Here is a 23,971-nt window from a genome sequence, read left to right as displayed (position 1 = left end):
CGCATTACGCTGAGTCCACCGCTCCGCAGAAAGGTGGGATTTCTCATGTCCGGCGCCGTCCTCGGCCTGCTCTCCTACGCCCAAACCCGGATCCTGGTGGACGATTTCGCGTCCAGCTTCCGGTTCTACCGCGATGTGCTCGAACTGCCGCTGAAGAGCGAGGTGGAGGGCGACGTCCCCGAGACCGAGGACGGGCCCTACGCCTGCTTCACCGTCGGCGGGCAGGATCTGGCGCTGTTCACCCGCGCCTACATGGACGCCGCGATCGGCACGGAGCACCGGCCGCGGCCCGAAATCGACACGGCCGTGGTGGTTTTGCGCGTCGCCGATGTCGACAAGGCGGTGGCGGTGCTGCGTGAGCGCGGGGCCTCGATCGTCGGTGAGCCCGCCGATCAGCCCGCGTGGGGCATGCGTGTGGGCCATGTCCGCGCGCCCGAAGGCACGCTCGTGGAGCTGTGCCAGTACGAGGGCTGAGCGTCCCGGATCGCCGTCGTCGCCGCCCTGTTCGCTGTAGGCGAACCCGGCCGGGGTGGCGCCGGCCCGTGTGGCCAATCGAACGTTTGTCCGGATTGCCCCGCTCGCCCTCGCTGGGGCGCGGCGGGTGTCCGCGTACGTGTCGGCCGTGTTTCGCGCGTCAGCGGCCGTGTGAGGGCCGCAAGCGGGCCGCCCCTGCGGTGAACCCGATACCCGCACCGGGCCCTACCTGCACTGAAAGGTGTCCGAATTGCGTACTTCTGCACCGCCGGGAACGGTCTCGGTGATGCGCGACACGCGGTACCGATTCGAACGACACGCCGAGAAATCCAAGAAAAATCCAGGTCGCGTGATTACAGCTCGGTCACGGTTTCATCCGAGGCCAGTCCGCGCCCTCGAACGCCCGGTCGAGAACCCCAAAAAGCCCTGGCCGCAAGGCTATTCGCCCCCGCTCCGAGCCGCCGGCCGCGCCCGGTGCGCCGCCGCCCACGGCGGTGTGCATCCGGCCCGGTCGCGCGCCGAATCACGCGCTGACCTGGGGGGTGGGTTCGCAATCGGCAAGCGTCGTGGGTACGGTCGCTGAGACCACCGGGTTACCGGAGGTAGATCAAGCAATGAACGATGAGACGGAGGAACCGTGGCCCTTCCCCAGCTGACTGACGAGCAGCGCGCCGCTGCTTTGGAGAAGGCGGCTGCCGCTCGCCGCGCTCGGGCGGAGCTCAAGGAGCGCTTGAAGCGTGGTGGCACCGATCTGAAGACGGTCCTTGCGGACGCCGAGAAGGACGAAGTCCTCGGCAAGATGAAGGTTTCGGCGCTGCTCGAGGCCCTGCCGAAGGTTGGCAAGGTCAAGGCGGCCGAGATCATGAGCGAGCTCGAGATCGCTCCCACCCGCCGCCTGCGCGGACTGGGCGACCGGCAGCGTAAGGCGCTGCTGGCCCGGTTCGACTTCAGCGCCGAATAATCCGAGGGTGGTCGAACACACTCGGAAGGGTCGACTGGTAGTACTGGTCGGCCCCTCGGCCGTCGGCAAGTCCACCGTCGTGCGCTGCGTACGCGAACGACTGCCCGAATTGGTATTCAGTGTGTCGGCCACCACCCGGGCTCCGCGGCCCGGGGAGGTCGACGGTCAGGACTACCACTTCGTCACCCGCGACAAGTTCGACGCCATGATCGATGGCGGCGAAATGCTCGAATGGGCCGATATCCACGGTGGACTGCAGCGGTCGGGCACCCCGGCCGCACCCGTGCGGGAAGCGCTCGCCTCCGGACACCACGTCCTGATCGAGGTCGACCTCGAAGGCGCGCGCTCGATCCGCAAGACCATGCCCGAAGGCCTGCTGGTCTTCCTGGCCCCACCCAGCTGGGACGAGCTGGTGTCCCGCCTGACCTCGCGCGGGACCGAATCGCCCGAGGTCATCGAGCGTCGGCTGCAGACCGCGCGCACCGAATTGGCCGCCTGTGACGAGTTCGACACCGTCATCGTGAACGACCACGTGACCAGCGCCTGCGAGCAGTTGGTATCGTTGTTCGTTAGCACAAATTCGGGGTCCTGACCCCGGAACTCCGGCTCACCCCTCTGTTTTGATCGATCAAGCAGGGCAGTGAGCCGGAAAAGCCATCCTTCCGAACAACCCCGCAGGAGCCTTCCTAGTGAGTACGGACCTCAAGACCGTTCCCGCCTACGACACTCCGGTCGGCCTCACCAACCCGCCGATCGACGAACTGCTGGAGCGGACTTCGTCCAAGTACGCGCTGGTCATCTACGCGGCCAAGCGCGCGCGGCAGATCAACGATTACTACAACCAGCTCGGCGACGGCATTCTCGAATACGTCGGTCCGCTGGTCGAGCCGGGTCTGCAGGAGAAGCCGCTGTCGGTGGCCATGCGCGAGATCCACGCCGACCTGCTCGAGCACTCCGAAGGCGAGTAAAAACGCGGTGACCCGAGTCGTCGTCGGCGTCGGCGGCGGTATCGCCGCCTACAAGAGCTGCAACCTCGTGCGCCGGTTCACCGAAACCGGGCACGAGGTTCGTGTCATTCCCACCGAGTCGGCGTTGCAGTTCGTCGGCAAGGCCACCTTCGAGGCGCTATCCGGGCACCCCGTGCACACCGGCGTCTTCGCCGACGTGCCGGAAGTGCCGCACGTGCGCCTCGGCCAGGAGGCCGATCTGGTCGTCATCGCCCCGGCGACCGCGGACCTGATGGCCCGCGCCGCCCAGGGCCGCGCCGACGACCTGCTCACCGCGACGCTGCTGACCGCGCGTTGTCCGGTCCTGTTCGCCCCGGCCATGCACACCGAGATGTGGGAGCACCCGGCCACCAAGGCGAACGTGGCGACGCTGCGCGCGCACGGCGCCGTGGTCATGGAACCCGCTTCGGGTCGCCTGACCGGCACCGACACCGGTCCGGGCCGGCTGCCCGAGCCGGAGGAGATCTTCGGTCTGGCCCGGCTGCTGCTCGAACGCGCCGACGCGCTGCCCCGCGACCTGGAGGGCCGCCGCGTGGTGGTCTCGGCCGGCGGCACTCGCGAAGCGCTGGATCCGGTGCGTTTCCTGGGTAACCGGAGTTCGGGCAAGCAGGGCTACGCGATCGCGCGCCTGGCCGCCCAACGCGGCGCGCAGGTGACGCTGATCGCGGGCAACACCATCGGCCTGGAGGCTCCGGCCGCCGTCGAGGTCGTGCACGTGACCTCCGCCGAGCAGTTGAAGGTGGCCGTCGACAAGCATTCGCTCGGTGCGGACGCCGTCATCATGGCCGCCGCCGTCGCGGACTTCCGCCCGGTCAACGTGGCCGCCTCCAAAATCAAAAAGGGTGCGGGCGAACCGAATTCGATCGAGTTGGCCAAGACACCGGATATCCTTGCCGGGTTGGTTCAGTCCCGTCGCGACGGGCACCTACCGGGCACCGCGATCGTCGGCTTCGCCGCCGAGACCGGGGACGAGCACGCCGACGTGCTCACCCACGCCCGGGCCAAACTGGCCCGTAAAGGCTGCGACCTGTTGGTCGTGAACGCCGTCGGGGAGGGGAAGGCCTTCGAGGTCGACACCAACGACGGCTGGTTGCTCGGCGCCGACGGCACCGAGATCGCCCTGGACCACGGGTCCAAGGCCCTACTGGCTAGCCGAGTGCTCGACGCACTCGGTCCTCTGCTCCGCTGAAGCCTCGGCACCGCAGGGTTCGGACGGCTGCCGCGCAGGTCGCGGCGGGTGTCTGAGTCACAATGTGCTCGTCACGGTGGCGCTCGCCCCTGTGACGCGCATATTGGAATAACCTGAGACAAAGGGTTGTGCGATGGCGCGGAGACGCTACTGTCGCCACCCGAAACGAGAAACCCGTTGAGGGAGAGGGAACAACTGTGCGCACGTCTGGCAGCCGCCTATTCACCAGTGAGTCGGTGACCGAAGGTCACCCCGACAAAATCTGTGATGCCATCAGCGATTCCATCCTCGACGCGTTGCTCGCGGCCGATCCGCGCAGCCGGGTCGCGGTGGAGACCCTGGTGACCACCGGCCAGGTGCACGTGGCCGGTGAGGTCACCACCACGGCCTATGCCGACATCCCGACCATCGTTCGCGAGAAGGTCCTGGAGATCGGATACGACTCCTCCGCAAAGGGTTTCGACGGCGCGTCCTGTGGCGTGAACGTCGCGATCGGCGCGCAGTCGCCCGATATCGCCCAGGGCGTGGACACCTCGCACGAGGCCCGCGTGGGCGGCGAGGACGACGAGATCGCACGCCAGGGCGCGGGCGACCAGGGCCTGATGTTCGGTTACGCCACCGTCGAGACCCCCGAGCTGATGCCGCTGCCGATCTCGCTGGCGCACAAGCTGTCCCGGCGTCTGACCGAGGTCCGCAAGACCGGCGTGCTGCCGTACCTGCGGCCCGACGGCAAGACCCAGGTCACCATCGAGTACGACGGCGCCATCCCGAAGCGTCTCGACACCGTGGTCATCTCGACCCAGCACGCGGCCGACATCGACCTGGACAACCTGCTGGCCCCCGACATCCGCGAGAAGGTCGTCGACGCGGTCCTGTCCGAGCTGCAGCTGCCCAACCCGCTCGACACCTCCGACGTGCGCCTGCTGGTCAACCCGACCGGCAAGTTCGTGCTCGGTGGCCCGATGGGTGACGCGGGCCTGACCGGCCGCAAGATCATCGTCGACACCTACGGCGGCATGGCCCGCCACGGTGGCGGCGCCTTCTCCGGCAAGGACCCGTCGAAGGTGGACCGCTCGGCCGCCTACGCCATGCGCTGGGTCGCCAAGAACGTCGTCGCCGCCGGCCTGGCCGAGCGCGTCGAGGTTCAGGTCGCCTACGCCATCGGCAAGGCCGCCCCCGTCGGTCTGTTCGTCGAGACCTTCGGCACCGAGCTGGTCGACCCGATCAAGATCTCGGACGCCATCGGTGAGGTCTTCGACCTGCGTCCCGGCGCGATCATCCGCGATCTGGACCTGCTGCGCCCGATCTACGCGCCGACCGCCGCCTACGGCCACTTCGGCCGCACGGATGTCGATCTGCCGTGGGAGCGCACCGACCGCGCGGAGAAGCTGCGCGCGGCCGCCGGGCTGTAATTGACCGGCACCCAACAGTTCTCGACGGGAGCGTCGGGCACGGAGACCACCTCCGAGCCCGACGCTCCCGCCGTCGTTGGCGTACCGCGCCCCATCGCCCGGGTCCTGCCCCTGCTCGAACCCGCCCACCTGGACCGCGATTTCGACTATGTAGTGCCCCCGGAGCTCGACGAGCTCGCCCAACCCGGTGTTCGAGTCCGAGTCCGCTTCTCCGGCCGCCTCATCGACGGCTACCTCCTCGAACGCCTCGAACGCTCCGACCACACAGGCAAACTCGTCCGCCTCGAACGCGTCGTCTCCGGCGAACGAGTCCTCACCCCCGAAATCCTGAAACTCGTCACCGCCGTAGCCGCCCGCTACGCCGGCACCCGAGCCGACGTCCTCCGCCTCGCCATCCCACCCCGCCACGCCAAGGTCGAAACCGAAGGCACCGAAAAGCCCGAAAAGCCCAAGCGCACTTCGAAGAAGAACGGCGCCGCCGATCCGGTCGTGGCCATGGACGGCGTGGTCGACCTCGACGCTGAGGAATCCTCGGTCGCGGAGCAGCCGGGCGATGCGACCGCCGCCTCGGCCTTCGCTGCGCCGGGGAGTACGGACATAGCTGCCGCACAGGCAGATTCGCATGGCCACGAGCCCGCGACGGAGTCTGGGCGCGGTCTCGCCGAGAGCGGTAGTGCCACTGAGGGCGCTGCGTTCGGCCACAACGCGGTCCCCGTGCCGGTCGAGCTCGCCGATGCCGTGGCCGTGGGGAACACTACGGAGATCGGCTCGACCGCAGGTCCAGCCCGTGATGGCGGAGAATTCATCGGAGGCGCGGCGGCCGACGGCGCAGGCGTGGAGCCCGTGACGACGCCGGCGGCGGTCGAGTCGGCGGAGACCGAAGCAGCGGTCGATGCCGTTGCGGCAGCGGAAGGTCTTGCTGCGCAGCGTGATCAGGCCCCCACTGCGGGAGCAGTCGACACCTCGTCGGTAGCGCAGAGCGCCGCGACGCCGCCGGAAGGTGAGCCGGGGCCGCAAGAACCGAGTGCTGCACCGTCGCGGTCATTGGCGGCCGAGTTCCCCGGTTGGGGCCGCTATGTGCACGGCCATTCGTTCCTGGGTGCGCTCGTGGCGGGGCGGGGGCCGCGGGCGGGGTGGCAGGCGTTGCCGGGGGAGGATTGGGCGCGGCGGCTGGCGGAGTTGGCGGCGGTGACCGTGCGGGGTGGGCGCGGGGCGGTGATCATGGTGCCGGATCAGCGGGATCTGGATCGGGTGCTGGCGGAATGTGTTGCGCTGTTGGGGGAGTCGGCGGTGGGGTTGGCGGCCGGGTTGGGGCCGTCGGCGCGGTATCGGCGATGGCTGTCGGTGTTGCGGGGGCAGGCGAAAGTAGTGGTGGGGACGCGCAGTGCGGTGTTCTCGCCGGTGCGGGATCTCGGGTTGATCGCGATGTGGGACGACGGGGACGATACGTTCGCCGAACCGCGGTCGCCGTATCCGCATGCGCGGGAAGTGGCCATGCTGCGGGCGCACGAGACCGGGGCGGCGTTCGTGGCGGCCGGGTTCGCGCGGACGGCCGAGGTGCAGGCGATCGTCGAATCCGGGTGGGCGCATGACCTGCTCGCGGATCGGTCGGTGCTGCGGCAGGCCATGCCGCGCATCACCGCGCCCGGCGACACCGACGCGGCGCTGGAACGCGATCCCATCGCGCAGGCGATCCGCATCCCGGCGGTGGCGTTCACGGAGGCGCGCAAAGCGCTCAAAGACGGTGGGGCGGTGCTGGTTCAGGTGCCGCGTCGCGGATACATTCCGGCGTTGTCCTGCGCCAAATGCCGGATCCCGGCCCGCTGCCGCCACTGCAATGGACCGCTGGCGCTGCCCGACAGCGCGCCCGCGTCACGTGGCGCATTGCGCAGTGGGCGTGAAGGTGTCGCCGAGGCGCAGAGCCCGGCCTGCCGCTGGTGCGGAATCACCGAGGCGGCATTCCGCTGCGGTGCGTGCGGGTCCCGAGCGCTGCGGGCCGTCGTCATCGGCGCGTCACGTACCGCAGAGGAGCTGGGTCGGGCGTTTCCCGGTGTCCCCGTTCGAGGTTCGGGCGGTTCCACCATCCTGAACACCGTGCCGGCGGGTGCGCAGGTGGTGGTCTCCACCATCGGCGCCGAACCTCCGGTGCCCGGCGGCTACGCCGTCGCCATGCTTCTCGACGGCTGGGCCCTGCTCGGTCGTGCCGACCTGCGCGCCGCCGAGGACGCCCTGCGCCGCTGGATGTCGGCCGCCGCCCTGGTCCGCCCCGGCGGCCGCGTCATCGTCATGGCCGACGCCGCGCTGCCCACCGTGCAGGCGCTGGTGCGCTGGGATCCGGTGTGGCACGCCCGTTTCGAGCTCGAGCAGCGCACCGAGGTCCGTTTCCCGCCGGCGGTCCGCTTCGCCGCCATCGACGGCACGTCGGACTCGATCGCCGAATTGCTCGGCGAGGCAAAGCTTCCCGGCAACGTGGAAGTGCTGGGCCCGGTCCCGCTGCCGCCCGGTGCGCGAAAGCCCTTCTCCTCCGGCGATTCTCCCGCCGAGGTCGAACGCATGATCCTGCGCGCCGACCGCTCCGGCGCCGCCGCTCTCTCCCGAGCCCTCACCGCCGCCCAGGCCGTCCGCAGCACCCACCGCTCCGACGCCCCCCTGCGAGTCCAGATCGACCCCATCGACATCGGCTAGCCCTGATCGAGGGGTCGTTCCCCGGATCGCCGCGTCGGTTGGTCCCCGGATCTTGTTCAGAGTCCGGCTATTTCGTCGCGGGGGAGCGCGGCGAGTGCGGTCAGTGCATTGAGGAAACCGCGCCGATCCGCGGCGGGGAGTTTGGCGAGCAGACTGTCCTCCCGGGCCTGGATCTCGGCCTGAGCCGCATCGCGGAGGCGGCGGCCCTCGGCGGTCAGCGCGAGCAGCCGTGCACGGCGATCGGCGGGATCGGGGCGACGTTCGATCAGCCCCCGCTCCTGCAGATCGTCGAGCACCGCGATGATCCGCGTCTTGTCCGCCCCGATCTCCTGAGCCAGCACCCCCTGGCCTCGCGCCGGGCCCTCGTCCAGATGCAGCAGTACGACATACGCCCACATGGTGATCCCGTGCGCGGCCAGCACCGGTTGCTCGGCCGCCATCAGGGCGCGCCCCAGGGGGACGATCATCGCTGCCAGGTCCGGACGGTCTGTCATGCGGTCCAGACTATGCGGCGTGCCGGTGCGGCCTGTCGATCGTGTCGCCCGCGCGGGTCAGGATGTCGTCCGCGTCGAAGTGTTCGGCCCGCCAGGAATCCAGTCCGATTCCGACGCGGCCCCGCCAGGCCCGCGTGATCTCGGTGTGGACGGGCCAGCGCACGAAGCGGCGCATGTCCCGTTCGGACTCCCACACCGAGATCGAGCCGCCCCGGAACTCGGCCGGCCGGCCCCACAGCCACAGCCCGACCGCACCCTGCATGACCGGCCAGGTCCTGCCCAATTCCAGCCCGGCCGTATAGATGTCGCGCGCCTCGGCCTCGGAGCCCGCGAGAAAGTCGGTCACGCTGATGAATACCGGACCCGGACGCTGATCGTTCGGGCCGGGATTCCAGGGCAAGAGCACGGTGCCATCGGAGAATGATTTCGTATGCATGTGTAGACGATAAGCGGATGCGTACGAAATAATCAATGGCGACGTCAGCGGAAGGCGGGGGCGACCCGGGCCGCCCATTCCGCGTACGAGGTCGCGGGCCGCCCCAGGACCTTCTCGACGTCGCCGCTGACGAGCTGTTCCTCCGGCGTCGGCTCACCGATGATGTCGAGCGTGTGATCGGCGACCGATGCCGGCATGAAGCGCAGCATGTTCTCCCGTGCCTGTTCCCGGGTGAGCTCCACGAACTGCAGCGATTCCCCGAGTGCTTCCGCCAGGGCGTCCGCTTGCCGGCGCGGAGTGACCAGTTCCGGCCCGGTGACCGTGTAGATCTGCCCGGTGTGGACGTCCTCCCGGAGTGCGGCCGCCGCCATGGCCGCGATATCGCCCGGATCCACCTGCGGCAGACCGACGTTCCCGAACGGCGCGGGAATCATCCGCTGGGCCCGGACCGGCTCGATCCAGGCGAAGGTGTTGCTGAAGAAGCCGCCGGGCCGCAGCACCGTCCACTCCAGGTCGGAGGCGGCGAGCGCCTGCTCGAAGGCGATGCTGCGTGCGTACCCGTCGCTGCCGGGGCGGGTCACCGCGCCCTGCGAGGACAGGAACACCACACGCTGGACACCGGCTGCCGCAACGGTTTTCAGTACCTCGGCGGGTGCGGGGCCCTCGACCAGCTGCGGTCCGGTGATGAGCAGGAACAATGCCCGCGCACCTGCTACCACCTCGGCGAGGTTGTCGAGATCTCCGATGTCGGCGCGGCGGTGCTCCGCACCCTCGGGCAGGTCGATCGGCTTCTCGCCGCGCGACACCGCGACCACTTTCTCGCCGGCCGCGGCGAGTTCCCGCACGAGGGCGCTGCCGACATTTCCGGTTGCTCCAGTTACCACGATCATCTGTCTCACTCCTGAGTTAGTTGGCTGACTAAATCGAACATAGGCCACATGACCGGGCGTTGTCTATAGTTAGTCGTATGACTGACTCAGTGGTTCGGCCGGCGGGGAAGCGGGAGCGGCTCTCCGATGCCGCCGCCAAGGTCTTCCACGAACAGGGCGTGGAGAAGACGACCATCGCCGACATCGCGCGTGCAGCACAGGTGCCGGTCGGCAATGTGTACTACTACTTCAAGACCAAGGATCAGCTGGTCCAGGCCGCGATCGGCGCCCATGCGCGCACCGCGCGGGAGATCATCACCGCGCTGGAGCAATTCGACGCGCCCGCCGAGCGTTTGAAGGCGCTGGTGCGCGGCTGGGTCGAGCAGCGCGAGCTGGCGGCCCGATTCGGTTGCCCCTCGGGCACTCTCGCCACCGAGCTCGACAAGCGCGCCGACGGCCTCGACCGCGAACTCGCCGATGTCATGCGCGGATTGCTCGACTGGATCGAAGCGCAGTTCGCCGCCCTGGGGCGCACCGACTCCCGCGAACTCGCCGTTGCGCTGCTGGCGGCGTATCAGGGAATCTCCCTGCTCACCAACACTTTCCGCGACCCGGCGATGATGGCAGCCGAGGGTGCGCGCCTGGAACGGTGGATCGACTCACTGGTTCCGGCGACGTAGCCGGGGTCGAACGCGTCAACCGGTTCGGGGGAGTTCGACGCGTGCCGGGCCGCCGGAAGAATCGTGTGGCGTCGCCGCACGCACCGGATTCGATTCAGGCGGGCTGGGATTGGGCGGGCCGCACGCTCCACCGTCCCTCGTCGCGCAGAATGCGCACGGGGTGATCGAAGCAGGCGCTGATGTGGTCGGTGGTGAGCACGTGTTCGACCGGCCCGGCCGCGACGGTGCGACCGTTGCTCAGCAGCATGGCGTGGGTGGTGCCGGGCGGCAGTTCCTCCAGATGATGGGTGACCAGGACCGACGCCAGCTCGGGGTGGCTGCGCTGGAGCAGGTCCACACGCTCCAGAAGTTGTTCTCGCCCGGCCAGATCCAGGCCCGTCGCCGGTTCGTCGAGCAGCAGCAGGCGCGGGCTGGGCATCAGGGCGCGGGCGATGAGGGTGCGGCCGCGCTGCCCCTGGGACAGGATCTGCCAGTCGGCGTCGCGGCGGTGCGACAGGCCCAGCAGATCGATCAGGCGGTCCGCCTCGGCCAGCTCGGCGGGGGAGGGCTGCCGGCGGGGGATCAGGGCCGCGGTGTTGGTCGCGCCGGTGAGCACGACCTCGCGGACCGTGAGGTCGCCGCTGGGGACGTGGCGCGGGTCGACATGGCCGATCCCCGCCCGCAGTGCGCGCATGTCGACGCGGCCCAGTCGCCGTCCGAGCACTTCCACAGTTCCCCGGGTCGGATGCTCGAACGCGCCGAGCATCCGCAGCAGCGTGGTCTTGCCCGCGCCGTTCGGGCCGAGCAGGGCCCAGTGCTCACCGGCCGCGACGGTGAGCGAAACCCCTTGCAGGATGGGGTTTCCGCTCCGCACCACCGTCACGTCGTCGACATTCAGCACCGGTTCCGTCATGGTCCCAGCCTAACAAACTCCTCAGACAAGTGGAGGGGTGTCCGCGCTTGACGGTTTGCTGAGCATTCGCTGTGTAGGGTGACGACATGGCGATCGACGCGGTGCTGTTCGACTTCTCCGGCACGCTCTTCCGGTTCGACGACGCGGCATTCCACGATGCGCGCCTGACCGACGCGGACGGTCGCCTGCTCGACACCCACGAGATCGCCGAGATCATGCGGCGCATGACCGCGCCGGTCGGCCAATTCGTCGAATTCGACGCCGAGGGCCAATACGCTTGGGAGAACCGGGATCTCGATCCCGCTCTGCATCGCCGCGCCTACCTCGACGTGCTCGAGCAGTCCGGTGTCCCCGCGGATCAGGCGGCGCGGCTCTACGGACTGATGCGCGACGCGGGCGAATGGACGCCCTATCCGGATACCGGTGGAGTGCTGCGCGCGCTGCACGAGTCCGGGGTGCGAGTGGGTGTGGTCAGCAATATCGCCTTCGACATCCGCCCGGCCTTCGCCGATCGCGGATGGCATCGATATATCGGTGAATTCGCCTTGTCGTACGAAGTCGGCGCGATGAAGCCGGACACCCGCATCTTCGAAGCCGCCCTGGACGGCTTGGGCGTCACGCCCGATCGCGCGCTCATGGTTGGCGACAGCCTCGAGGCCGACGGTGGCGCGAAGGCTCTGGGCTGCACATTTGCCCTGGTCGATCCATTGCCGACCGAGGATCGCGCAACCGGGCTGTGGGACGCGGTCCGTGCGCACGGGCTCCTGACTCCTTAAAGTCCAGACCGGACGGTTTGTGCGCCAGTTCACCTTGTTGTGGATAGATTGACGATATATCGTCGATAGCAGCAAGTAGAACGACAAGCCTTGAAGGAGGCACGACCATGGAACACATGGACCACATCGAACGGGGCCGCGGCCCCTGGCGGCGACGCGGCGACGAGCAGCAGGGCCCCGAACATCCGCGGATGCGCAGAGGCGGGCCCCGCGGCCCGCGCGGTGAATTCGGCCCGCACCGCCACGGCCACGGCCGTGGATTCGGCCCGGACTTCGGTCCCGGCTTCGGTCCCGGCCCGCACTTCGGTCGCGGTCGCGGTCGCGGCGGGCGTGGCCGGCGTGGTGACGTCCGCGCCGCCATCCTCCTGCTGCTGCAGGAGCGGCCCATGCACGGCTACGAGCTGATCCAGCAGATTCGCGAACGTAGCGAGGATGTCTGGCGTCCCAGCCCGGGGTCCATCTACCCCGCTCTGGCGCAGCTCGAGGACGAGGGCCTGGTCCTCATCGAGAAGGTGTCGGGTCGAAAGACGGCCAAGCTCACCGAATCCGGTGTCGAATTCGTCGAGGCCAACCGCGCCGACCTGGGTGATCCCTGGCAGGACGTGAAGGACAACGTCGGCGATCAGGCCCTGGACCTGCGCGGACTGGTCGGTCAGCTGTTGGGTGCGGTGGCTCAGGTGGCTTCTGTCGGCACCGCTGATCAGGCGGCCAAGGCGGCCGAGGTGCTTACCGAGGCCCGCCGCTCGCTGTACCGGATCCTGGCCGAGGACGACACACCCGAAAAGTGACGGCTCCGAATCACCGGAAACCGCCGGGACTTTCGGACCGAAACCGGTCAAGATCGTGACATGGGACAAAAGCGCCCCATGCGATCTTGTGACATGGGACAACAGAGGAACCGGACACGCGGAGCTTTCCTGCGCCGCGTCGCGCCGGTGGGGGTAGTGGCGCTGGCGGCCGCCGTGCTCGGTACGGCCGCCACACCGACGGGGACCTACGCGCAGGCTGCACCCGCGGCCGCGCCGGTCCTGCACATTCCGGACCAGCAGGGTCCGCCGCAGACCGGGCACCTGGCGGCGGCCAAATATCTGAAGGACCATCCGGGCGCGGCGCCCCAGGGCGCCAACGACTTCGGCTGCAAGCCGACCGCCGAACACCCCCGCCCGGTGGTCCTCGCGCACGGCACCGACTCCTCGGCCTACTCCGACTGGGCGGGCCTGAGCCCGCTGCTCGCGCAGGCCGGGATCTGCGTCTTCGCCCTCGACTACGGCGGCAAGCCCGGCAAGGACACCTTCGGCACCGAGGACGTGTGGGCCAGTTCCGCGCAGATCGGCGTCTTCGTCGATCAGGTGCTCGCCGCCACCGGCGCCACCCAGGTGGATCTGGTCGGTTTCTCCCAGGGCGCCAGCGTGACCCGCTACTGGATCAACAAGCTCGGTGGCGCGCCCAAGGTCGGCCAGTGGATCGGCATGGCGTCGCCCAGCTACGGCGGAATCATGTACGGACTGGTCCCGATCGCCGACGCCGTGCCCGGGATCTACAAGCTCGTCGAGTTCGGATCCTCGCTCGCCGCCGTGCAGCAGGCCGCGGGATCGCCGTTCATCAAGGACCTGAACGCGGGCGGCGACACGGTGCCGGGTGTGAAATACACGACCATCGGCAGCCGGGTGGATGAGATGATCCAGCCCAATTCCAATATCGCCCTGCGCGGTGCGGGCGCCACCAACATCGTGCTGCAAGAGCAGTGCGAGGCTGACCTGACCGGGCATTTCCACCTGGTCTACGACGCGTTCGCGCAGCGGCTGGTGGTCAATCTGCTCGATCCCGGACACGCCGTGGCACCGGCCTGTGTGCCGGTCGCGTTCGGCACCGGAATCGCCGATGTCGTGTTGGCGGCGCATTCCTGATCAGGGTGGTCACGGGCGTCCGTAAAATGAGACGACCGTATTCGTTCGCTATCGGGAGCTGCCCGTGACCATCCAGCCTGTCCGCCTGTTCGGCGATCCGATCCTGCGCGCCCGCGCGGCGGAGGTCGAGACGTTCGACCGGGAGGTGCGCCAGCTGGTGACCGACCTCATCGACACCATGTACGAGAGCGGAGGCGTTGGCATGGCGGCCCCGCAGATCGGGGTCGGGCTACGGGTGTTCGTCTACGACACCGGCGACGCACAGGGGCATCTGATCAACCCTGTCTTCGAGGTGGTCGGCGAGGAGACCCAGACCGGGCCCGAGGGCTGCCTGTCGATCCCCGGCGTCCGCTTCGACGTGACCCGTCCGCTGACGGTGCTCGCGCGCGGCGTCGACATGACCGGCAAGCCGGTGGAGTTCCGGGCCGAGGGGCTGCTGGCGCGCTGCGTCCAGCACGAGACCGACCACCTCGACGGCGTGCTGTTCCTGCAGCGCCTGGAATCGGCCTTCCGCAAGGAGGCCATGCGCACGATTCGCGAATCATCCTGGTTCACACAGGGAATCACGGTGCTGCCGGCTTCCGAGATCGGCGGCGGACGCCGCGCCTCGGCCGGTGGCCGGGAACGGAGCCGCTGATATGCGTCTGGTCTTCGCGGGAACCCCCGAACCGGCGGTGCCGTCGCTGCGGCGACTCATCGAATCCGAGCGGCACGAAGTGGTCGGGGTGGTGACCAGGCCGGACGCGGTGGCCGGACGCGGCCGCAAGATCACCCGTTCGCCGATCGGTCAATTGGCCGACGAGCACGGCATTCCGGTGTTCACGCCGCGCAAGCCGTCCGAGCCGGAATTCATCGCCCAGCTCACCGAGCTCGCGCCGGACTGCTGCCCGGTGGTCGCCTACGGCGCGCTGCTGCCGGAAACGGTGCTCGCCATTCCCCGGCACGGCTGGATCAACCTGCACTTCTCGCTGCTGCCCGCCTGGCGTGGCGCGGCGCCGGTGCAGTCGGCGCTGCTGGCGGGTGACGAATACACGGGTGCGTCGACCTTCCTCATCGAGAAGGGTCTCGACACCGGGCCGGTCTTCGGCACCATGACCGAGAAGGTCGCGGTCACCGACACCGCCGGCACTCTGCTGGAGCGGCTCGCCGAAAGCGGCTCGCACCTGCTGGAATCCACTCTCGACGGGCTGGAGGACGGCACCGTGCAAGCGGTTCCGCAGCCGCTCGACGGCATCTCCTACGCCCCCAAGGTGGAACCCGAGGCCGGCCGCATCCGCTGGGATCAGCCCGCCCTGGCCATCTCCCGCCGTATCCGCGCGGTGACCCCCGCCCCCGGCGCTTGGACCGAGATCGACGGCAAACGCCTGAAACTCGGCCCCGTCGAACTGGTCGAGGAAACCATCCCGCCGCGCACCATCGACGTCCGCAAGAGCGGCGTCTTCATCGGCACCGCCACCACCGCGGTCCGCCTCACCCAGGTCCAGCCGCAGGGCAAACGCATGATGCCCGCCCTGGACTGGGCCCGTGGCGCCCGCCTCGAACCGGGAACGGTGACCGAATGACCCATCCTGACGAGAACGCCCCCCGTCGCCCCTTCCGCCGCTCCGCGGCCGCGGCCCCCGACAGCTCGGGCAGCCCGTCCGCGACGCCCGGCAATTCCGAGGGCGGCGACCGCCGCGCCGGATTCGGCCGTGGCGAACGCCCTGCGCGAGACCGTGATTCGGGCTCGAACCGCTCTTCCGGCGGCCTGCGCGGCCGCGAGGGCTACACCCCGCGCGATCGCGGCGACGCGGGCGCGGACCGCGGCCGCGGTGACGACAGGCGCGGCGGATACGCCGGGGGAGACCGCAATGCTGGGTCGGCCCGATCGGGCGGCAGCCGCGACGCGGCCTCCGGCGGACGCTCTTTCGGCAACGACAGTCGAGAGTCCGCGGGACGCCGGGACGACCGCAACGGCGGCTGGGACCGTTCGGGCGGCGGCCGCCGCAACGACGACGGTCGCGGCGGATACTCCGGCGGCGCACGTGGTTCCGGTTCGAGCCGATCCGGCGATGGCCCGCGCGGCCGCTCCTTCGGCGACAGTGCTCGGGACGCCGGTGGTCGTGGCCGTTCGGGCGGGGACGACCGCTCCGGCGGCGCCCGCCGCACCAACGATGATCGCGGCGGATTCGCTGCGGGCGGGCGTGATTCGGGTTCGGATCGGCCGGCCGGTGGTGATCGGCGTGGTGCCGGACGGGACCGAGGCGAGTCCTCCGGTGGTCGTTCCTTCGGTGGCAATCGCGGCGGTGGACGGGGTAAGCCCGCCGAACGGACTGCGGGGCAAGGGGATCGGGGCTCGAAGCGCGCCGGTTCCGATGCGCGCGGGGCCGAGACGCGTGGTGGCGATCCGGGGGCCGCTGCCGCGCGGCGCGCCGAGAAGGCGGGGGCCGATCCGGTGCGGATCGTGGCGCGCGATGTGCTGCGGGCCGTGCGCGAGCGGGATGCCTACGCCAATCTGGTGCTGCCGGGGTTGTTGCGGGAGCGGAAGATCAGTGGCCGCGATGCGGCGCTGGCCACCGAATTGGCCTATGGCGCTTCGCGGTCGCTGGGGCTGCTGGACGCGGTGATCGCGGACTGCGCCGGGCGCGGTGTCGACGAGATCGACGGGCCGCTGCTGGATGCGTTGCGGCTGGGGACCTATCAGCTGCTGCGGACCCGGATCGGGGCGCACGCGGCCGTCGACACGTCGGTGGCGCTGGTGCGGGCCGAGTACGGGCAGGGGCGGGCCGGGTTCGTGAACGCGGTGCTGCGGCGGGTGGCCGAGCGCACTCCGGAGGAGTGGGTGGAGCGACTCGCGCCCTCGGATCCGCTGGCGCACCTGGCTTTCGAGTTCGCGCATCCGGTGTGGATCGCGCAGGCGTTCGCCGATGCGCTGGGCGCGCGGGCGGGCGAGCTGCGCGAGGTCCTCGAAGCCGACGACGCGCGCCCGCTGGTGCATCTGGTGGCCCGGCCCGGCGATATGACCGCCGAGGAACTGGCGCTGATCACCGGTGGCGAGGAAGGCCGCTGGTCGCCGTACGCGGTGTACCTCGAGGGTGGTGATCCGGCGAAGCTGGAACCGGTCCGCGAGGGCATGGCCGCCGTGCAGGACGAAGGCAGTCAGTTGGTGGCCCTGGCGCTCACCCGCGCACCCCTGGAGGGTCCGGACGGCGGTCGCTGGCTCGATCTGTGTGCCGGCCCCGGCGGTAAGACCGCGCTGCTGGCCTCGATCGCCGAGATCGACGGCTTCCGGGTCGACGCGGTCGAACCCGCCGAGCACCGCGCGGAACTGGTCCGCAAGACCACCCGCGGCATGCCGGTCGACGTCCACGTGGCCGACGGCCGTGACAGCGGACTGACCCCGGGCTTCGACCGCATCCTGGTCGACGCCCCGTGCACCGGCTTGGGCGCACTGCGCCGCCGCCCGGAGGCCCGCTGGCGCCGCCACCCCTCCGACGTCCGTGAGCTGGTCACCTTGCAGCGCGAACTCCTCACCGCCGCATGGGATCTGGTCCGCCCCGGCGGCGTGGTGGTCTACTCGACCTGCTCCCCGCACCTCCCGGAAACGGTCTCCGTGGTCGCCGACCTGGTCCGCCGCACCCCCGCGGAACAGCTCGACACCCGCGACTTGCTCCCGGGCGTCCCGGAACTCGGCGACGGCCCCGGCGCCCAGCTGTGGCCCCACCGCCACGGCACCGACGCCATGTTCGTCGCCGCCCTGCGCAAGCCCCTGGACGCGTAGCAGCTCGGATACAGAAGCCCCTGTGGCGGTGAACTACTCACCGCCACAGGGGCTTCCGCATGTCACCGTCCCACTGCTGCGGTATCCGCGCTCTGCGCGGCAAGGTCATTCGCGAGCGGACTGCTCCCGGAGGCGGGCGAGGGTCTTGGACAGGATGCGGGAGACGTGCATCTGGGAGATGCCCATCTGCTGGGCGATCTGGGTTTGGGTCATGGATTCGAAGAAGCGCATGGTGAGGATGCGGCGTTCGCGTTCGGGGAGGCCGGCCAGCAGGGGGCGGATCGCGACGTACTCCTCGACGCGGTCGAATTGGGATTCTTCCTCGCCGAGGGTGTCGAGCAGGGAAGCCTCGGTGTCGCGGCCGACGGAGACGGCGTCGATGCTGCTGGGCTGGTAGGCGTTTCCGGCGATGACCGCCTGGGTGACCTCGTCGGCGTCGATGTCGAGGGCGGCGGCGATCTCCTTGGCGGTGGGGGAGCGCCCCAGCTGCTGGGAGAGCGCGTCGATGGCCGAGCCGATGCGCAGGTGGGTTTCCTTGACGCGCCGGGGAACCCGCATGGCCCAGGTGTTGTCGCGGAAGTAGCGGCGGACCTCGCCCATGATGGTGGGCACCGCGAAGGACAGGAAGTTGGAGCCGCGGGTGATGTCGAAGCGGTCCACCGCGTGCACCAGGCCGACCCGCGCGACCTGGGTGAGGTCGTCGAAAGGCTCACCGCGGCCGCTGAATTTGCGGGCGATGTGGTCGGCCAGCGGAATGCAGCGGTTGATCAGCTGCGAGCGCAGCGCCGCTCGGCGCGCCGATCCGGGCACCGTGGCGGCCAGTTCCTCGAACAGCAGCGCGACGTCGTCGTATCCGGAGACGGTGCGCGCGACCTCTTCGGCTTCCTCGGCGTCGACGGTCTCCTCGGCCTCGGCGGGCTCTTCGGTCTCGTCGACTCCGGTGTTCTCGGTGTCCGCGGCCGGATCTTCGGGGCCGTCCGCGTCGGGGGTGGGGATCACGTCTTCTCTGTCGATCACTACGCCTTCCCCCGGACCCGCCGGAACTCCACCGCCGTCGGGTATCCGGAGATCGCCGGATCGAAGGGTTCCTGGGTGGCGGTGACCTCGTCGGAGAGGGTCCGCAGCACGTGCCAGCCGAAGCTGCGCTGGTCCGGTAGTCCCTCGGTGGCGGCGGTCCCGCTGACTCGCACGATGAGGTCCGTGTCGCCGACGGTGAACCGGCACCGCAGCGTCGAACCCGGGGCGGCGATGGCGATCAGGGTGGAGGCGGCCTCGTCGACGGCGAGCCGGATGTCGGCCACCTCGTCGAGGGTGAAATCGCTGAGCAGCACCAGGGTTTCGGCGAGTCCGCGCACGATGGGCAACTGGGATACGGAGGCGGCGACACCGATTTCGACCGGTGTGGCGCGCAACCCTTGTTCCGCCGAAATGTTGATCACCCTGTAGAGGCTACCCATTCCGGTGCGCGGCAATCAGCCATTCCCGTGACGCGGGACGCATCCGTCGGTGCCGATAGACTGCCGCGTGTGTGCACCTCTTCCTCCCCTTTCCAGCGGCCTGCCCCGATGATCGCCCCCTCCATCCTGTCCGCCGATTTCGCGAACCTCGCGGCCGAGCTGCGTGCGATCGAGGGCGCGGACTGGGTGCACGTGGATGTGATGGACAACCACTTCGTGCCGAACCTGACGATGGGCCCGCCGATCGTGGAGAGCCTGTTGAAGGTCACCGACATTCCGATGGACTGCCATCTGATGATCGAGAACCCGGAGCGCTGGGCCCCGTGGTACGCGGAGGCGGGCGCCTACAACGTCACCTTCCACGCCGAGGCCACCGACAATCCGATCGCGGTGGCGCGCGACATCCGCGCGGCGGGCGCCAAGGCGGGGCTCTCGGTGAAGCCGAACACCCCGATCGAGCCGTACCTCGAGATCCTGCGTGATTTCGACACGCTGCTGGTGATGAGCGTCGAACCCGGTTTCGGCGGACAGTCTTTCATCGCACACGTGCTGGACAAGGCCCGTCAGGTGCGGCGTCTGGTGGACGCCGGTGAGCTGCGCCTGGTGGTGGAGATCGACGGCGGCATCAATATGGACACCATCGAGCAGGCCGCGGAGGCCGGCATCGACTGTTTCGTGGCGGGTTCGGCGGTGTACGGCACCCCGGATCCGGCGGCGACCGTGGAAGCGTTGCGCCAGAAGGTGATCGCGGTCGAGGCCGCGTCGGCCCAGTAGTCGCGGTGCCGGCCCCGGCTGCCGGGGCCGTTCGCGCGGTTCAGTTCCCGAGCAGTGCGTCGAGCACCGAATCCAGTGGCGGCACGGTGTCGGTGGTCCCGGGCGACTGGATCCAGGTGCGGTAGCCGGTGCGCTCGTCGTGGGCGGAGGGCAGCACGACCTGCGCTCCCGGGCACGCGACGGTGGCGTAGAGGCGGAACAGGGCCGCGGTCACGGAGGTGCTGAGGGTGTCGGGCCGGGCGGGACCGGTGATGAAGGTCCAGCGCCTGGCCCGCGGATGGTGTACGACGGGCCCGGCCAGATCGGCTTGGGTGAGCCGCTGGCGCACGCGTTCGCCGAGGTCGGCGGGCATGGTGACAGCGCCGTATCGGCTGCCTATCTCGAGCAGGATGTGCCGTGAGGTCGGATCGATCGATGCCGGCAGGTGAAATTCGCGCCGGTACTGCACGCAGCGAACTTCGAGTGTCGAATCGAGAAGCGTTGTCACGCCGCACCCCTGACTGTGCCGATTATGTTGTCTACCACCTGGATCCGACCCGCGCGGGTCCAACCTTCCTTCGGTTCGCTTGCTCGGGAGGATCGTCGCCGGCCTGGATCGGCCGTGGACGCATTGACCGTTCTGCGCTGAACTGCTCGTGGAAGTTGAACTGCTGGAGTCAGCCGCATAACAATCTTGCGACCGTTTTCGTCGTTACGCAAGATTCAGGTGTAAGCGAGTCGCTGATTGGGTACTTCCCGGCGTTGGGCCTGATCAGGCTATGCATTAGACCGGTTAATTCTGGTTATACGATAGGCGATTCCGAGGAATTCGGACAATTTGCCGATCGCAAGTTGGCTTATGCCCGATTTCGTCCAGCCACCGGTATCCAACGCTCCAGTGAACGAGGCCGCATGTCGCCTACGACTGCGCGTCGTTAGGCTGAGGGGGACGGCCTCGGCGCGGGAATACCGGATGCGGTGCGCGCTGTTGGCTCGAGCGGAGCACGCAGTTGGCGATCAGGGAGAGGTACGCATGTTCACAGGCATCGTCGAAGAGCTGGGCGAGATCGTCGCCACCGAGCAGCTGGACGATTCGGCGCGGCTGACCATTCGCGGCCCCCTGGTGACCTCCGATGCGGGACACGGTGATTCGATCGCCGTCAACGGCGTCTGCCTCACCGTGGTGGACCGCGAGGTGGTGGGCGACACCTTCACCGTCGACGTCATGGCCGAGACCCTGGACCGCTCCAGCATCGGCGGCCTGGCCACCGGCTCGCGCGTGAACCTGGAGCGCGCCGCGGCCGTGAACAGCCGCCTGGGCGGCCACATCGTGCAGGGCCACGTCGACGGCACCGGCACCATCGTCTCCCGCACCCCCCACGAGAACTGGGAGGTGGTGCGAATCTCGCTGCCCGACAGCATCGCCCGCTACGTCGTCGAGAAGGGCTCGATCACCGTCGACGGCATCTCGCTGACCGTGTCGAGCATCGGCCTCGCCGAGGACGCCTTCGCCGACGGCAGCAAGGACTGGTTCGAGGTCTCCCTGATCCCCACCACCCGCGAGCTCACCACCCTGGGCACCGCGCCGGTCGGCACCGTCGTGAATCTCGAAGTCGACATCATCGCCAAGTACGTCGAACGGCTCGTGCAGCGCGGCTGAACGGCCGTGAGGCCGGAGGCGGCGCAAATCGGGCATCGCCGCTGGCTTACTGTAATGAGGCACCTAATTCGAGATGGAGCACAACAGACGTGACCAGGTTCGACACCGTAGAGCGCGCAGTCGCCGACATCGCCGCCGGTAAGGCGGTTGTCGTCGTCGACGACGAGGGCCGGGAGAACGAGGGCGACCTCATCTTCGCGGCGGAGAAGGCGACCCCCGAACTGGTGGCCTTCATGATCCGCTACACCTCCGGTTACATCTGTGTGCCGCTCACCGGGGCGGACTGCGATCGCCTGGGCCTGCCGCCCATGTACGCGGTCAATCAGGACCGGCACGGCACCGCCTACACCGTCGCCGTCGATGCCCGGGAAGGCATCAGCACCGGGATCTCGGCAGCCGACCGCGCCACCACCATGCGCGTGCTGGCCGACCCCACCGCCAAATCCGATGATCTGACTCGTCCGGGGCATGTGGTTCCGTTGCGCGCCAAGGACGGTGGTGTGCTGCGCCGTCCCGGCCACACCGAGGCCGCCGTGGATCTGGCCCGGATGGCCGGACTCAGCCCCGCCGGAGTCATCTGCGAGATCGTGAGCCAGAAGAACGAAGGTGATATGGCGCGCACCGACGAGCTGCGCGTCTTCGCCGACGAACACGATCTGGCGCTCATCTCCATCGCCGACATGATCTCCTGGCGTCGCCGCAACGAGAAGCACGTCAAGCAGGTCGCCGAGGCCAAGCTGCCCACCGAGTTCGGCGACTTCCTGGCCATCGGCTACGAGAGCGAATACGACGACGCCGAGCATGTCGCCCTGGTGATGGGCGAGATCGGCGACGGCCGCGACGTGCTGGTGCGCGTGCACTCCGAATGCCTCACCGGCGACGCCTTCGGCTCGCTGCGCTGCGACTGCGGCCCGCAGCTCGACGCCGCCATGCAGCTGATCGCCGAGCAGGGCCGCGGCGTGCTGCTCTACATGCGCGGCCACGAGGGCCGCGGCATCGGCCTGTTGCACAAGCTGCAGGCCTACCAGCTGCAGGACGGCGGCGCCGACACCGTCGACGCCAACCTGGACCTGGGCTTGCCCGCGGATGCCCGCGACTACGGCATCGGCGCGCAGATCCTGGTCGATCTGGGCATCACCTCGATGCGGCTGCTCACCAACAACCCGGACAAGCGCGCCGGGATCGAGGGCTACGGCCTGAGCATCAGCGAGCGCGTCGCCATGCCGGTGCGCGCCAACAAGCACAATCTGCGGTACCTACGCACCAAGCGGGATCGGATGGGCCACGACCTGGTCGGCCTGGAAGACCTGGACCTGGGCGAGACCGCGAACTGACGCAGACAACCGAGAGGGCGGAACAACGATGAGCGGTACCGGCGTACCTGCTTTCGAGCTGGCCGATGCCAAGGATCTCAAGCTGGGGATCGTGGCTTCGCGCTGGCACACCACCATCTGCGACGCGCTGGTCGCGAACGCGGAGAAGACCGCCCGGGACGCGGGCGTCGCCGACATCACCGTGGTCCGGGTCGCCGGCGCCATGGAGCTGCCGGTGGTGGCGCAGGCGCTGGCTCGCAGCCATGACGCGGTGGTCGCGCTCGGCGTCGTGATCCGCGGCGGCACACCGCATTTCGAGTACGTGTGTGATTCGGTGACCGCGGGCCTGACCCGGGTCTCGCTCGACGAGGGCACCCCGGTCGCCAATGGCGTGCTCACGGTGAACACCGAGGAGCAGGCCCTCGACCGCGCGGGCCTGCCGGGCTCGGCGGAGAACAAGGGCGAGCAGGCGGCCGCGGCCGCCCTCGACGCCGCCCTCACCCTGCGCGAACTCAACGCGTAGCCATGCCCGTCGTCCGGATCTGGAAGCGCGGCGGCTCCGAGGAGGAGCCGGCGCGCCGGACCGGGACGACGGAAACGCCTGCCGGGCAACCCGAGCGGGCCGGTAGCGAGCAGCAGAAGCCGGAGTCCGAGGAACCGATGGCCGAGACGACGCCCGAGCCCGACGTGGCGAACCCGCACACCGACGAGGGGCGCCGGTCGGCGCCCACCGAATCCGGGGACGGCGAATGGGACCTCGAGGTGCGCCCCCAGCACGCCATCTTCACCGTGCGGATCGTGGCGGCGGTGCTGGCGGCGATCTTCATCTTCGGCGGGTTCGTGCTGCGCCACGGCTCCACCGGCGTCAACTTCCGCGTCTCCGATCAGCTCGGCCTGATGGCGTTCGGCCTGGTCCTGGCCGCCGGCGTGCTGACCCTGACCCGGCCCCGGGTGCGGGTCGGCAAGCGCGGGGTCATGGTCCGCAATATCGTGGGCGACGCCGAGTTCGGGTGGCAGGACATCCGCGGGATCTCCTTCCCGGACAAGAAGTCCTGGGCCCGACTGGAACTGGTGCACGACGAGTACGTGCCCATGATGGCCATCCGCTCCAACGACAAGATGCGCGCCGCCGAGGCCATGGACCGCTTCCGCGAACTCGGCGCGAAATACACCTCCCAGCAGCAGGACTGACTTCCCCCGATCCGAGGGCCGTCGCCCGAACCAACCAGGTTGGGTGCTCGCCCGG

Annotated in this window: 26 protein-coding genes; 19 read left to right on the top strand and 7 right to left on the bottom strand. The window is 69.3% G+C overall.

Annotated features, from left to right (window positions below):
* Window positions 1-45: 45 nt before the first annotated feature.
* The 7 genes from ACYVKL_RS07455 to ACYVKL_RS07425 all read left to right on the top strand — a co-directional run bounded on the left by ACYVKL_RS07455 (window position 46) and on the right by ACYVKL_RS07425 (window position 7,728).
* A complete protein-coding gene (locus tag ACYVKL_RS07455) occupies window positions 46-474 on the top strand; it encodes a VOC family protein (protein WP_379169429.1) in 429 nt (142 codons plus the stop codon).
* Between the two features lie 637 nt (window positions 475-1,111).
* Window positions 1,112-1,435, top strand: coding sequence for an integration host factor, actinobacterial type (gene mihF / locus ACYVKL_RS07450; protein WP_033086940.1), 324 nt, complete (start codon window positions 1,112-1,114; stop codon window positions 1,433-1,435).
* A 7-nt stretch (window positions 1,436-1,442) separates the two neighbouring features.
* Window positions 1,443-2,027 (top strand): guanylate kinase, encoded by a 585-nt coding sequence (gene gmk, locus ACYVKL_RS07445; protein ID WP_379169427.1) that lies wholly within the window; start codon window positions 1,443-1,445, stop codon window positions 2,025-2,027.
* A gap of 97 nt (window positions 2,028-2,124) precedes the next feature.
* A complete protein-coding gene (gene rpoZ / locus ACYVKL_RS07440) occupies window positions 2,125-2,403 on the top strand; it encodes a DNA-directed RNA polymerase subunit omega (protein WP_213556271.1) in 279 nt (92 codons plus the stop codon).
* Window positions 2,404-2,410: 7 nt separating this feature from the next.
* Entirely contained in the window at window positions 2,411-3,631 is a 1,221-nt protein-coding gene (gene coaBC, locus ACYVKL_RS07435) for a bifunctional phosphopantothenoylcysteine decarboxylase/phosphopantothenate--cysteine ligase CoaBC (RefSeq protein WP_379169425.1), read from the top strand.
* 197 nt (window positions 3,632-3,828) lie between these two features.
* The gene (metK, locus tag ACYVKL_RS07430) at window positions 3,829-5,043 is read left to right on the top strand and encodes a methionine adenosyltransferase (protein WP_357199001.1); all 1,215 of its coding nucleotides are present in this window, start codon (window positions 3,829-3,831) and stop codon (window positions 5,041-5,043) included.
* Between the two features lie 93 nt (window positions 5,044-5,136).
* Entirely contained in the window at window positions 5,137-7,728 is a 2,592-nt protein-coding gene (locus ACYVKL_RS07425) for a primosomal protein N' (RefSeq protein ID WP_379169865.1), read from the top strand.
* 56 nt (window positions 7,729-7,784) lie between these two features.
* Here the strand turns inward: ACYVKL_RS07425 and ACYVKL_RS07420 are convergent, their stop codons facing one another.
* Genes ACYVKL_RS07420 through ACYVKL_RS07410 form a run of 3 tightly spaced genes read right to left on the bottom strand, consistent with a single transcriptional unit; the run spans window position 7,785 to window position 9,548 of the window.
* The gene (locus ACYVKL_RS07420; protein ID WP_379169423.1) at window positions 7,785-8,222 is read right to left on the bottom strand and encodes a MarR family winged helix-turn-helix transcriptional regulator; all 438 of its coding nucleotides are present in this window, start codon (window positions 8,220-8,222) and stop codon (window positions 7,785-7,787) included.
* Between the two features lie 10 nt (window positions 8,223-8,232).
* On the bottom strand, window positions 8,233-8,658 hold the full coding sequence (locus ACYVKL_RS07415; protein ID WP_379169421.1) for a hypothetical protein: 426 nt from the start codon (window positions 8,656-8,658) through the stop codon (window positions 8,233-8,235).
* Window positions 8,659-8,702: 44 nt separating this feature from the next.
* A complete protein-coding gene (locus ACYVKL_RS07410) occupies window positions 8,703-9,548 on the bottom strand; it encodes an SDR family oxidoreductase (RefSeq protein ID WP_379169419.1) in 846 nt (281 codons plus the stop codon).
* A gap of 77 nt (window positions 9,549-9,625) precedes the next feature.
* Between ACYVKL_RS07410 and ACYVKL_RS07405 the strand changes: the two genes are divergently transcribed.
* Window positions 9,626-10,207 (top strand): TetR/AcrR family transcriptional regulator, encoded by a 582-nt coding sequence (locus tag ACYVKL_RS07405; RefSeq protein WP_379169417.1) that lies wholly within the window; start codon window positions 9,626-9,628, stop codon window positions 10,205-10,207.
* Window positions 10,208-10,301: 94 nt separating this feature from the next.
* On the opposite strand, the gene ACYVKL_RS07400 is transcribed toward ACYVKL_RS07405, so the two are convergent.
* Window positions 10,302-11,099, bottom strand: a complete 798-nt coding sequence (locus tag ACYVKL_RS07400; protein ID WP_379169415.1) for an ABC transporter ATP-binding protein — start codon at window positions 11,097-11,099, stop codon at window positions 10,302-10,304.
* Between the two features lie 86 nt (window positions 11,100-11,185).
* On the opposite strand from ACYVKL_RS07400, the gene ACYVKL_RS07395 reads away from it, so the two are divergent.
* The 6 genes from ACYVKL_RS07395 to ACYVKL_RS07370 all read left to right on the top strand — a co-directional run bounded on the left by ACYVKL_RS07395 (window position 11,186) and on the right by ACYVKL_RS07370 (window position 17,542).
* Window positions 11,186-11,875 carry an HAD family hydrolase gene (locus tag ACYVKL_RS07395; RefSeq protein ID WP_379169413.1) on the top strand — a complete coding sequence of 230 codons (690 nt, stop codon included), beginning with the start codon at window positions 11,186-11,188 and terminating at the stop codon, window positions 11,873-11,875.
* Between the two features lie 107 nt (window positions 11,876-11,982).
* On the top strand, window positions 11,983-12,663 hold the full coding sequence (locus ACYVKL_RS07390) for a PadR family transcriptional regulator (protein ID WP_357199022.1): 681 nt from the start codon (window positions 11,983-11,985) through the stop codon (window positions 12,661-12,663).
* 93 nt (window positions 12,664-12,756) lie between these two features.
* Window positions 12,757-13,782 (top strand): esterase/lipase family protein, encoded by a 1,026-nt coding sequence (locus tag ACYVKL_RS07385; protein ID WP_379169411.1) that lies wholly within the window; start codon window positions 12,757-12,759, stop codon window positions 13,780-13,782.
* Window positions 13,783-13,846: 64 nt separating this feature from the next.
* Window positions 13,847-14,419 (top strand): peptide deformylase, encoded by a 573-nt coding sequence (gene def / locus ACYVKL_RS07380; protein WP_213556261.1) that lies wholly within the window; start codon window positions 13,847-13,849, stop codon window positions 14,417-14,419.
* A 1-nt stretch (window position 14,420) separates the two neighbouring features.
* Window positions 14,421-15,344, top strand: coding sequence for a methionyl-tRNA formyltransferase (gene fmt / locus ACYVKL_RS07375; protein ID WP_379169409.1), 924 nt, complete (start codon window positions 14,421-14,423; stop codon window positions 15,342-15,344).
* An 881-nt stretch (window positions 15,345-16,225) separates the two neighbouring features.
* A complete protein-coding gene (locus ACYVKL_RS07370; RefSeq protein ID WP_379169863.1) occupies window positions 16,226-17,542 on the top strand; it encodes an RsmB/NOP family class I SAM-dependent RNA methyltransferase in 1,317 nt (438 codons plus the stop codon).
* Window positions 17,543-17,647: 105 nt separating this feature from the next.
* On the opposite strand, the gene ACYVKL_RS07365 is transcribed toward ACYVKL_RS07370, so the two are convergent.
* Entirely contained in the window at window positions 17,648-18,559 is a 912-nt protein-coding gene (locus ACYVKL_RS07365; RefSeq protein ID WP_379169407.1) for a SigB/SigF/SigG family RNA polymerase sigma factor, read from the bottom strand.
* Complete coding sequence (locus tag ACYVKL_RS07360; protein WP_213556258.1) at window positions 18,559-18,981, bottom strand: ATP-binding protein; 423 nt, start codon at window positions 18,979-18,981, stop codon at window positions 18,559-18,561. Before ACYVKL_RS07360 ends, ACYVKL_RS07365 begins: the two co-directional genes overlap by 1 nt.
* A gap of 126 nt (window positions 18,982-19,107) precedes the next feature.
* Between ACYVKL_RS07360 and rpe the strand changes: the two genes are divergently transcribed.
* Window positions 19,108-19,773 (top strand): ribulose-phosphate 3-epimerase, encoded by a 666-nt coding sequence (gene rpe / locus ACYVKL_RS07355; RefSeq protein ID WP_379169405.1) that lies wholly within the window; start codon window positions 19,108-19,110, stop codon window positions 19,771-19,773.
* Window positions 19,774-19,813: 40 nt separating this feature from the next.
* Here the strand turns inward: rpe and ACYVKL_RS07350 are convergent, their stop codons facing one another.
* A complete protein-coding gene (locus ACYVKL_RS07350; RefSeq protein ID WP_379169403.1) occupies window positions 19,814-20,260 on the bottom strand; it encodes a hypothetical protein in 447 nt (148 codons plus the stop codon).
* A 525-nt stretch (window positions 20,261-20,785) separates the two neighbouring features.
* Between ACYVKL_RS07350 and ACYVKL_RS07345 the strand changes: the two genes are divergently transcribed.
* From ACYVKL_RS07345 to ACYVKL_RS07330, 4 genes are all read left to right on the top strand, one after another.
* Window positions 20,786-21,412, top strand: coding sequence for a riboflavin synthase (locus ACYVKL_RS07345; RefSeq protein ID WP_357199034.1), 627 nt, complete (start codon window positions 20,786-20,788; stop codon window positions 21,410-21,412).
* Between the two features lie 89 nt (window positions 21,413-21,501).
* Window positions 21,502-22,746: a bifunctional 3,4-dihydroxy-2-butanone-4-phosphate synthase/GTP cyclohydrolase II gene (locus ACYVKL_RS07340; protein WP_379169401.1), complete on the top strand. Its 1,245-nt coding sequence runs from the start codon at window positions 21,502-21,504 to the stop codon at window positions 22,744-22,746.
* A 28-nt stretch (window positions 22,747-22,774) separates the two neighbouring features.
* Window positions 22,775-23,248, top strand: coding sequence for a 6,7-dimethyl-8-ribityllumazine synthase (ribH, locus tag ACYVKL_RS07335; protein ID WP_213556253.1), 474 nt, complete (start codon window positions 22,775-22,777; stop codon window positions 23,246-23,248).
* A 2-nt stretch (window positions 23,249-23,250) separates the two neighbouring features.
* Window positions 23,251-23,916: a PH domain-containing protein gene (locus ACYVKL_RS07330; RefSeq protein ID WP_379169398.1), complete on the top strand. Its 666-nt coding sequence runs from the start codon at window positions 23,251-23,253 to the stop codon at window positions 23,914-23,916.
* The last annotated feature ends 55 nt before the right edge of the window (window positions 23,917-23,971 follow it).

Source organism: Nocardia tengchongensis, assembly GCF_054781395.1.
This window is presented reverse-complemented; position numbering and strand designations above follow the sequence as displayed.

What these genes read in the sequence shown, in the direction of transcription:
- ACYVKL_RS07455 (WP_379169429.1), top strand. Translation starts at nt 46, where the DNA reads ATGTCCGGCGCCGTCCTCGGCCTGCTCTCCTACGCCCAAACCCGGATC.
- ACYVKL_RS07420 (WP_379169423.1), bottom strand. Translation starts at nt 8,222, where the DNA reads ATGACAGACCGTCCGGACCTGGCAGCGATGATCGTCCCCCTGGGGCGC.
- ACYVKL_RS07415 (WP_379169421.1), bottom strand. Translation starts at nt 8,658, where the DNA reads ATGCATACGAAATCATTCTCCGATGGCACCGTGCTCTTGCCCTGGAAT.
- ACYVKL_RS07410 (WP_379169419.1), bottom strand. Translation starts at nt 9,548, where the DNA reads ATGATCGTGGTAACTGGAGCAACCGGAAATGTCGGCAGCGCCCTCGTG.
- ACYVKL_RS07405 (WP_379169417.1), top strand. Translation starts at nt 9,626, where the DNA reads ATGACTGACTCAGTGGTTCGGCCGGCGGGGAAGCGGGAGCGGCTCTCC.
- ACYVKL_RS07400 (WP_379169415.1), bottom strand. Translation starts at nt 11,099, where the DNA reads ATGACGGAACCGGTGCTGAATGTCGACGACGTGACGGTGGTGCGGAGC.
- ACYVKL_RS07395 (WP_379169413.1), top strand. Translation starts at nt 11,186, where the DNA reads ATGGCGATCGACGCGGTGCTGTTCGACTTCTCCGGCACGCTCTTCCGG.
- ACYVKL_RS07390 (WP_357199022.1), top strand. Translation starts at nt 11,983, where the DNA reads ATGGAACACATGGACCACATCGAACGGGGCCGCGGCCCCTGGCGGCGA.
- ACYVKL_RS07385 (WP_379169411.1), top strand. Translation starts at nt 12,757, where the DNA reads ATGGGACAACAGAGGAACCGGACACGCGGAGCTTTCCTGCGCCGCGTC.
- fmt (WP_379169409.1), top strand. Translation starts at nt 14,421, where the DNA reads ATGCGTCTGGTCTTCGCGGGAACCCCCGAACCGGCGGTGCCGTCGCTG.
- rpe (WP_379169405.1), top strand. Translation starts at nt 19,108, where the DNA reads ATGATCGCCCCCTCCATCCTGTCCGCCGATTTCGCGAACCTCGCGGCC.
- ACYVKL_RS07345 (WP_357199034.1), top strand. Translation starts at nt 20,786, where the DNA reads ATGTTCACAGGCATCGTCGAAGAGCTGGGCGAGATCGTCGCCACCGAG.
- ribH (WP_213556253.1), top strand. Translation starts at nt 22,775, where the DNA reads ATGAGCGGTACCGGCGTACCTGCTTTCGAGCTGGCCGATGCCAAGGAT.
- ACYVKL_RS07330 (WP_379169398.1), top strand. Translation starts at nt 23,251, where the DNA reads ATGCCCGTCGTCCGGATCTGGAAGCGCGGCGGCTCCGAGGAGGAGCCG.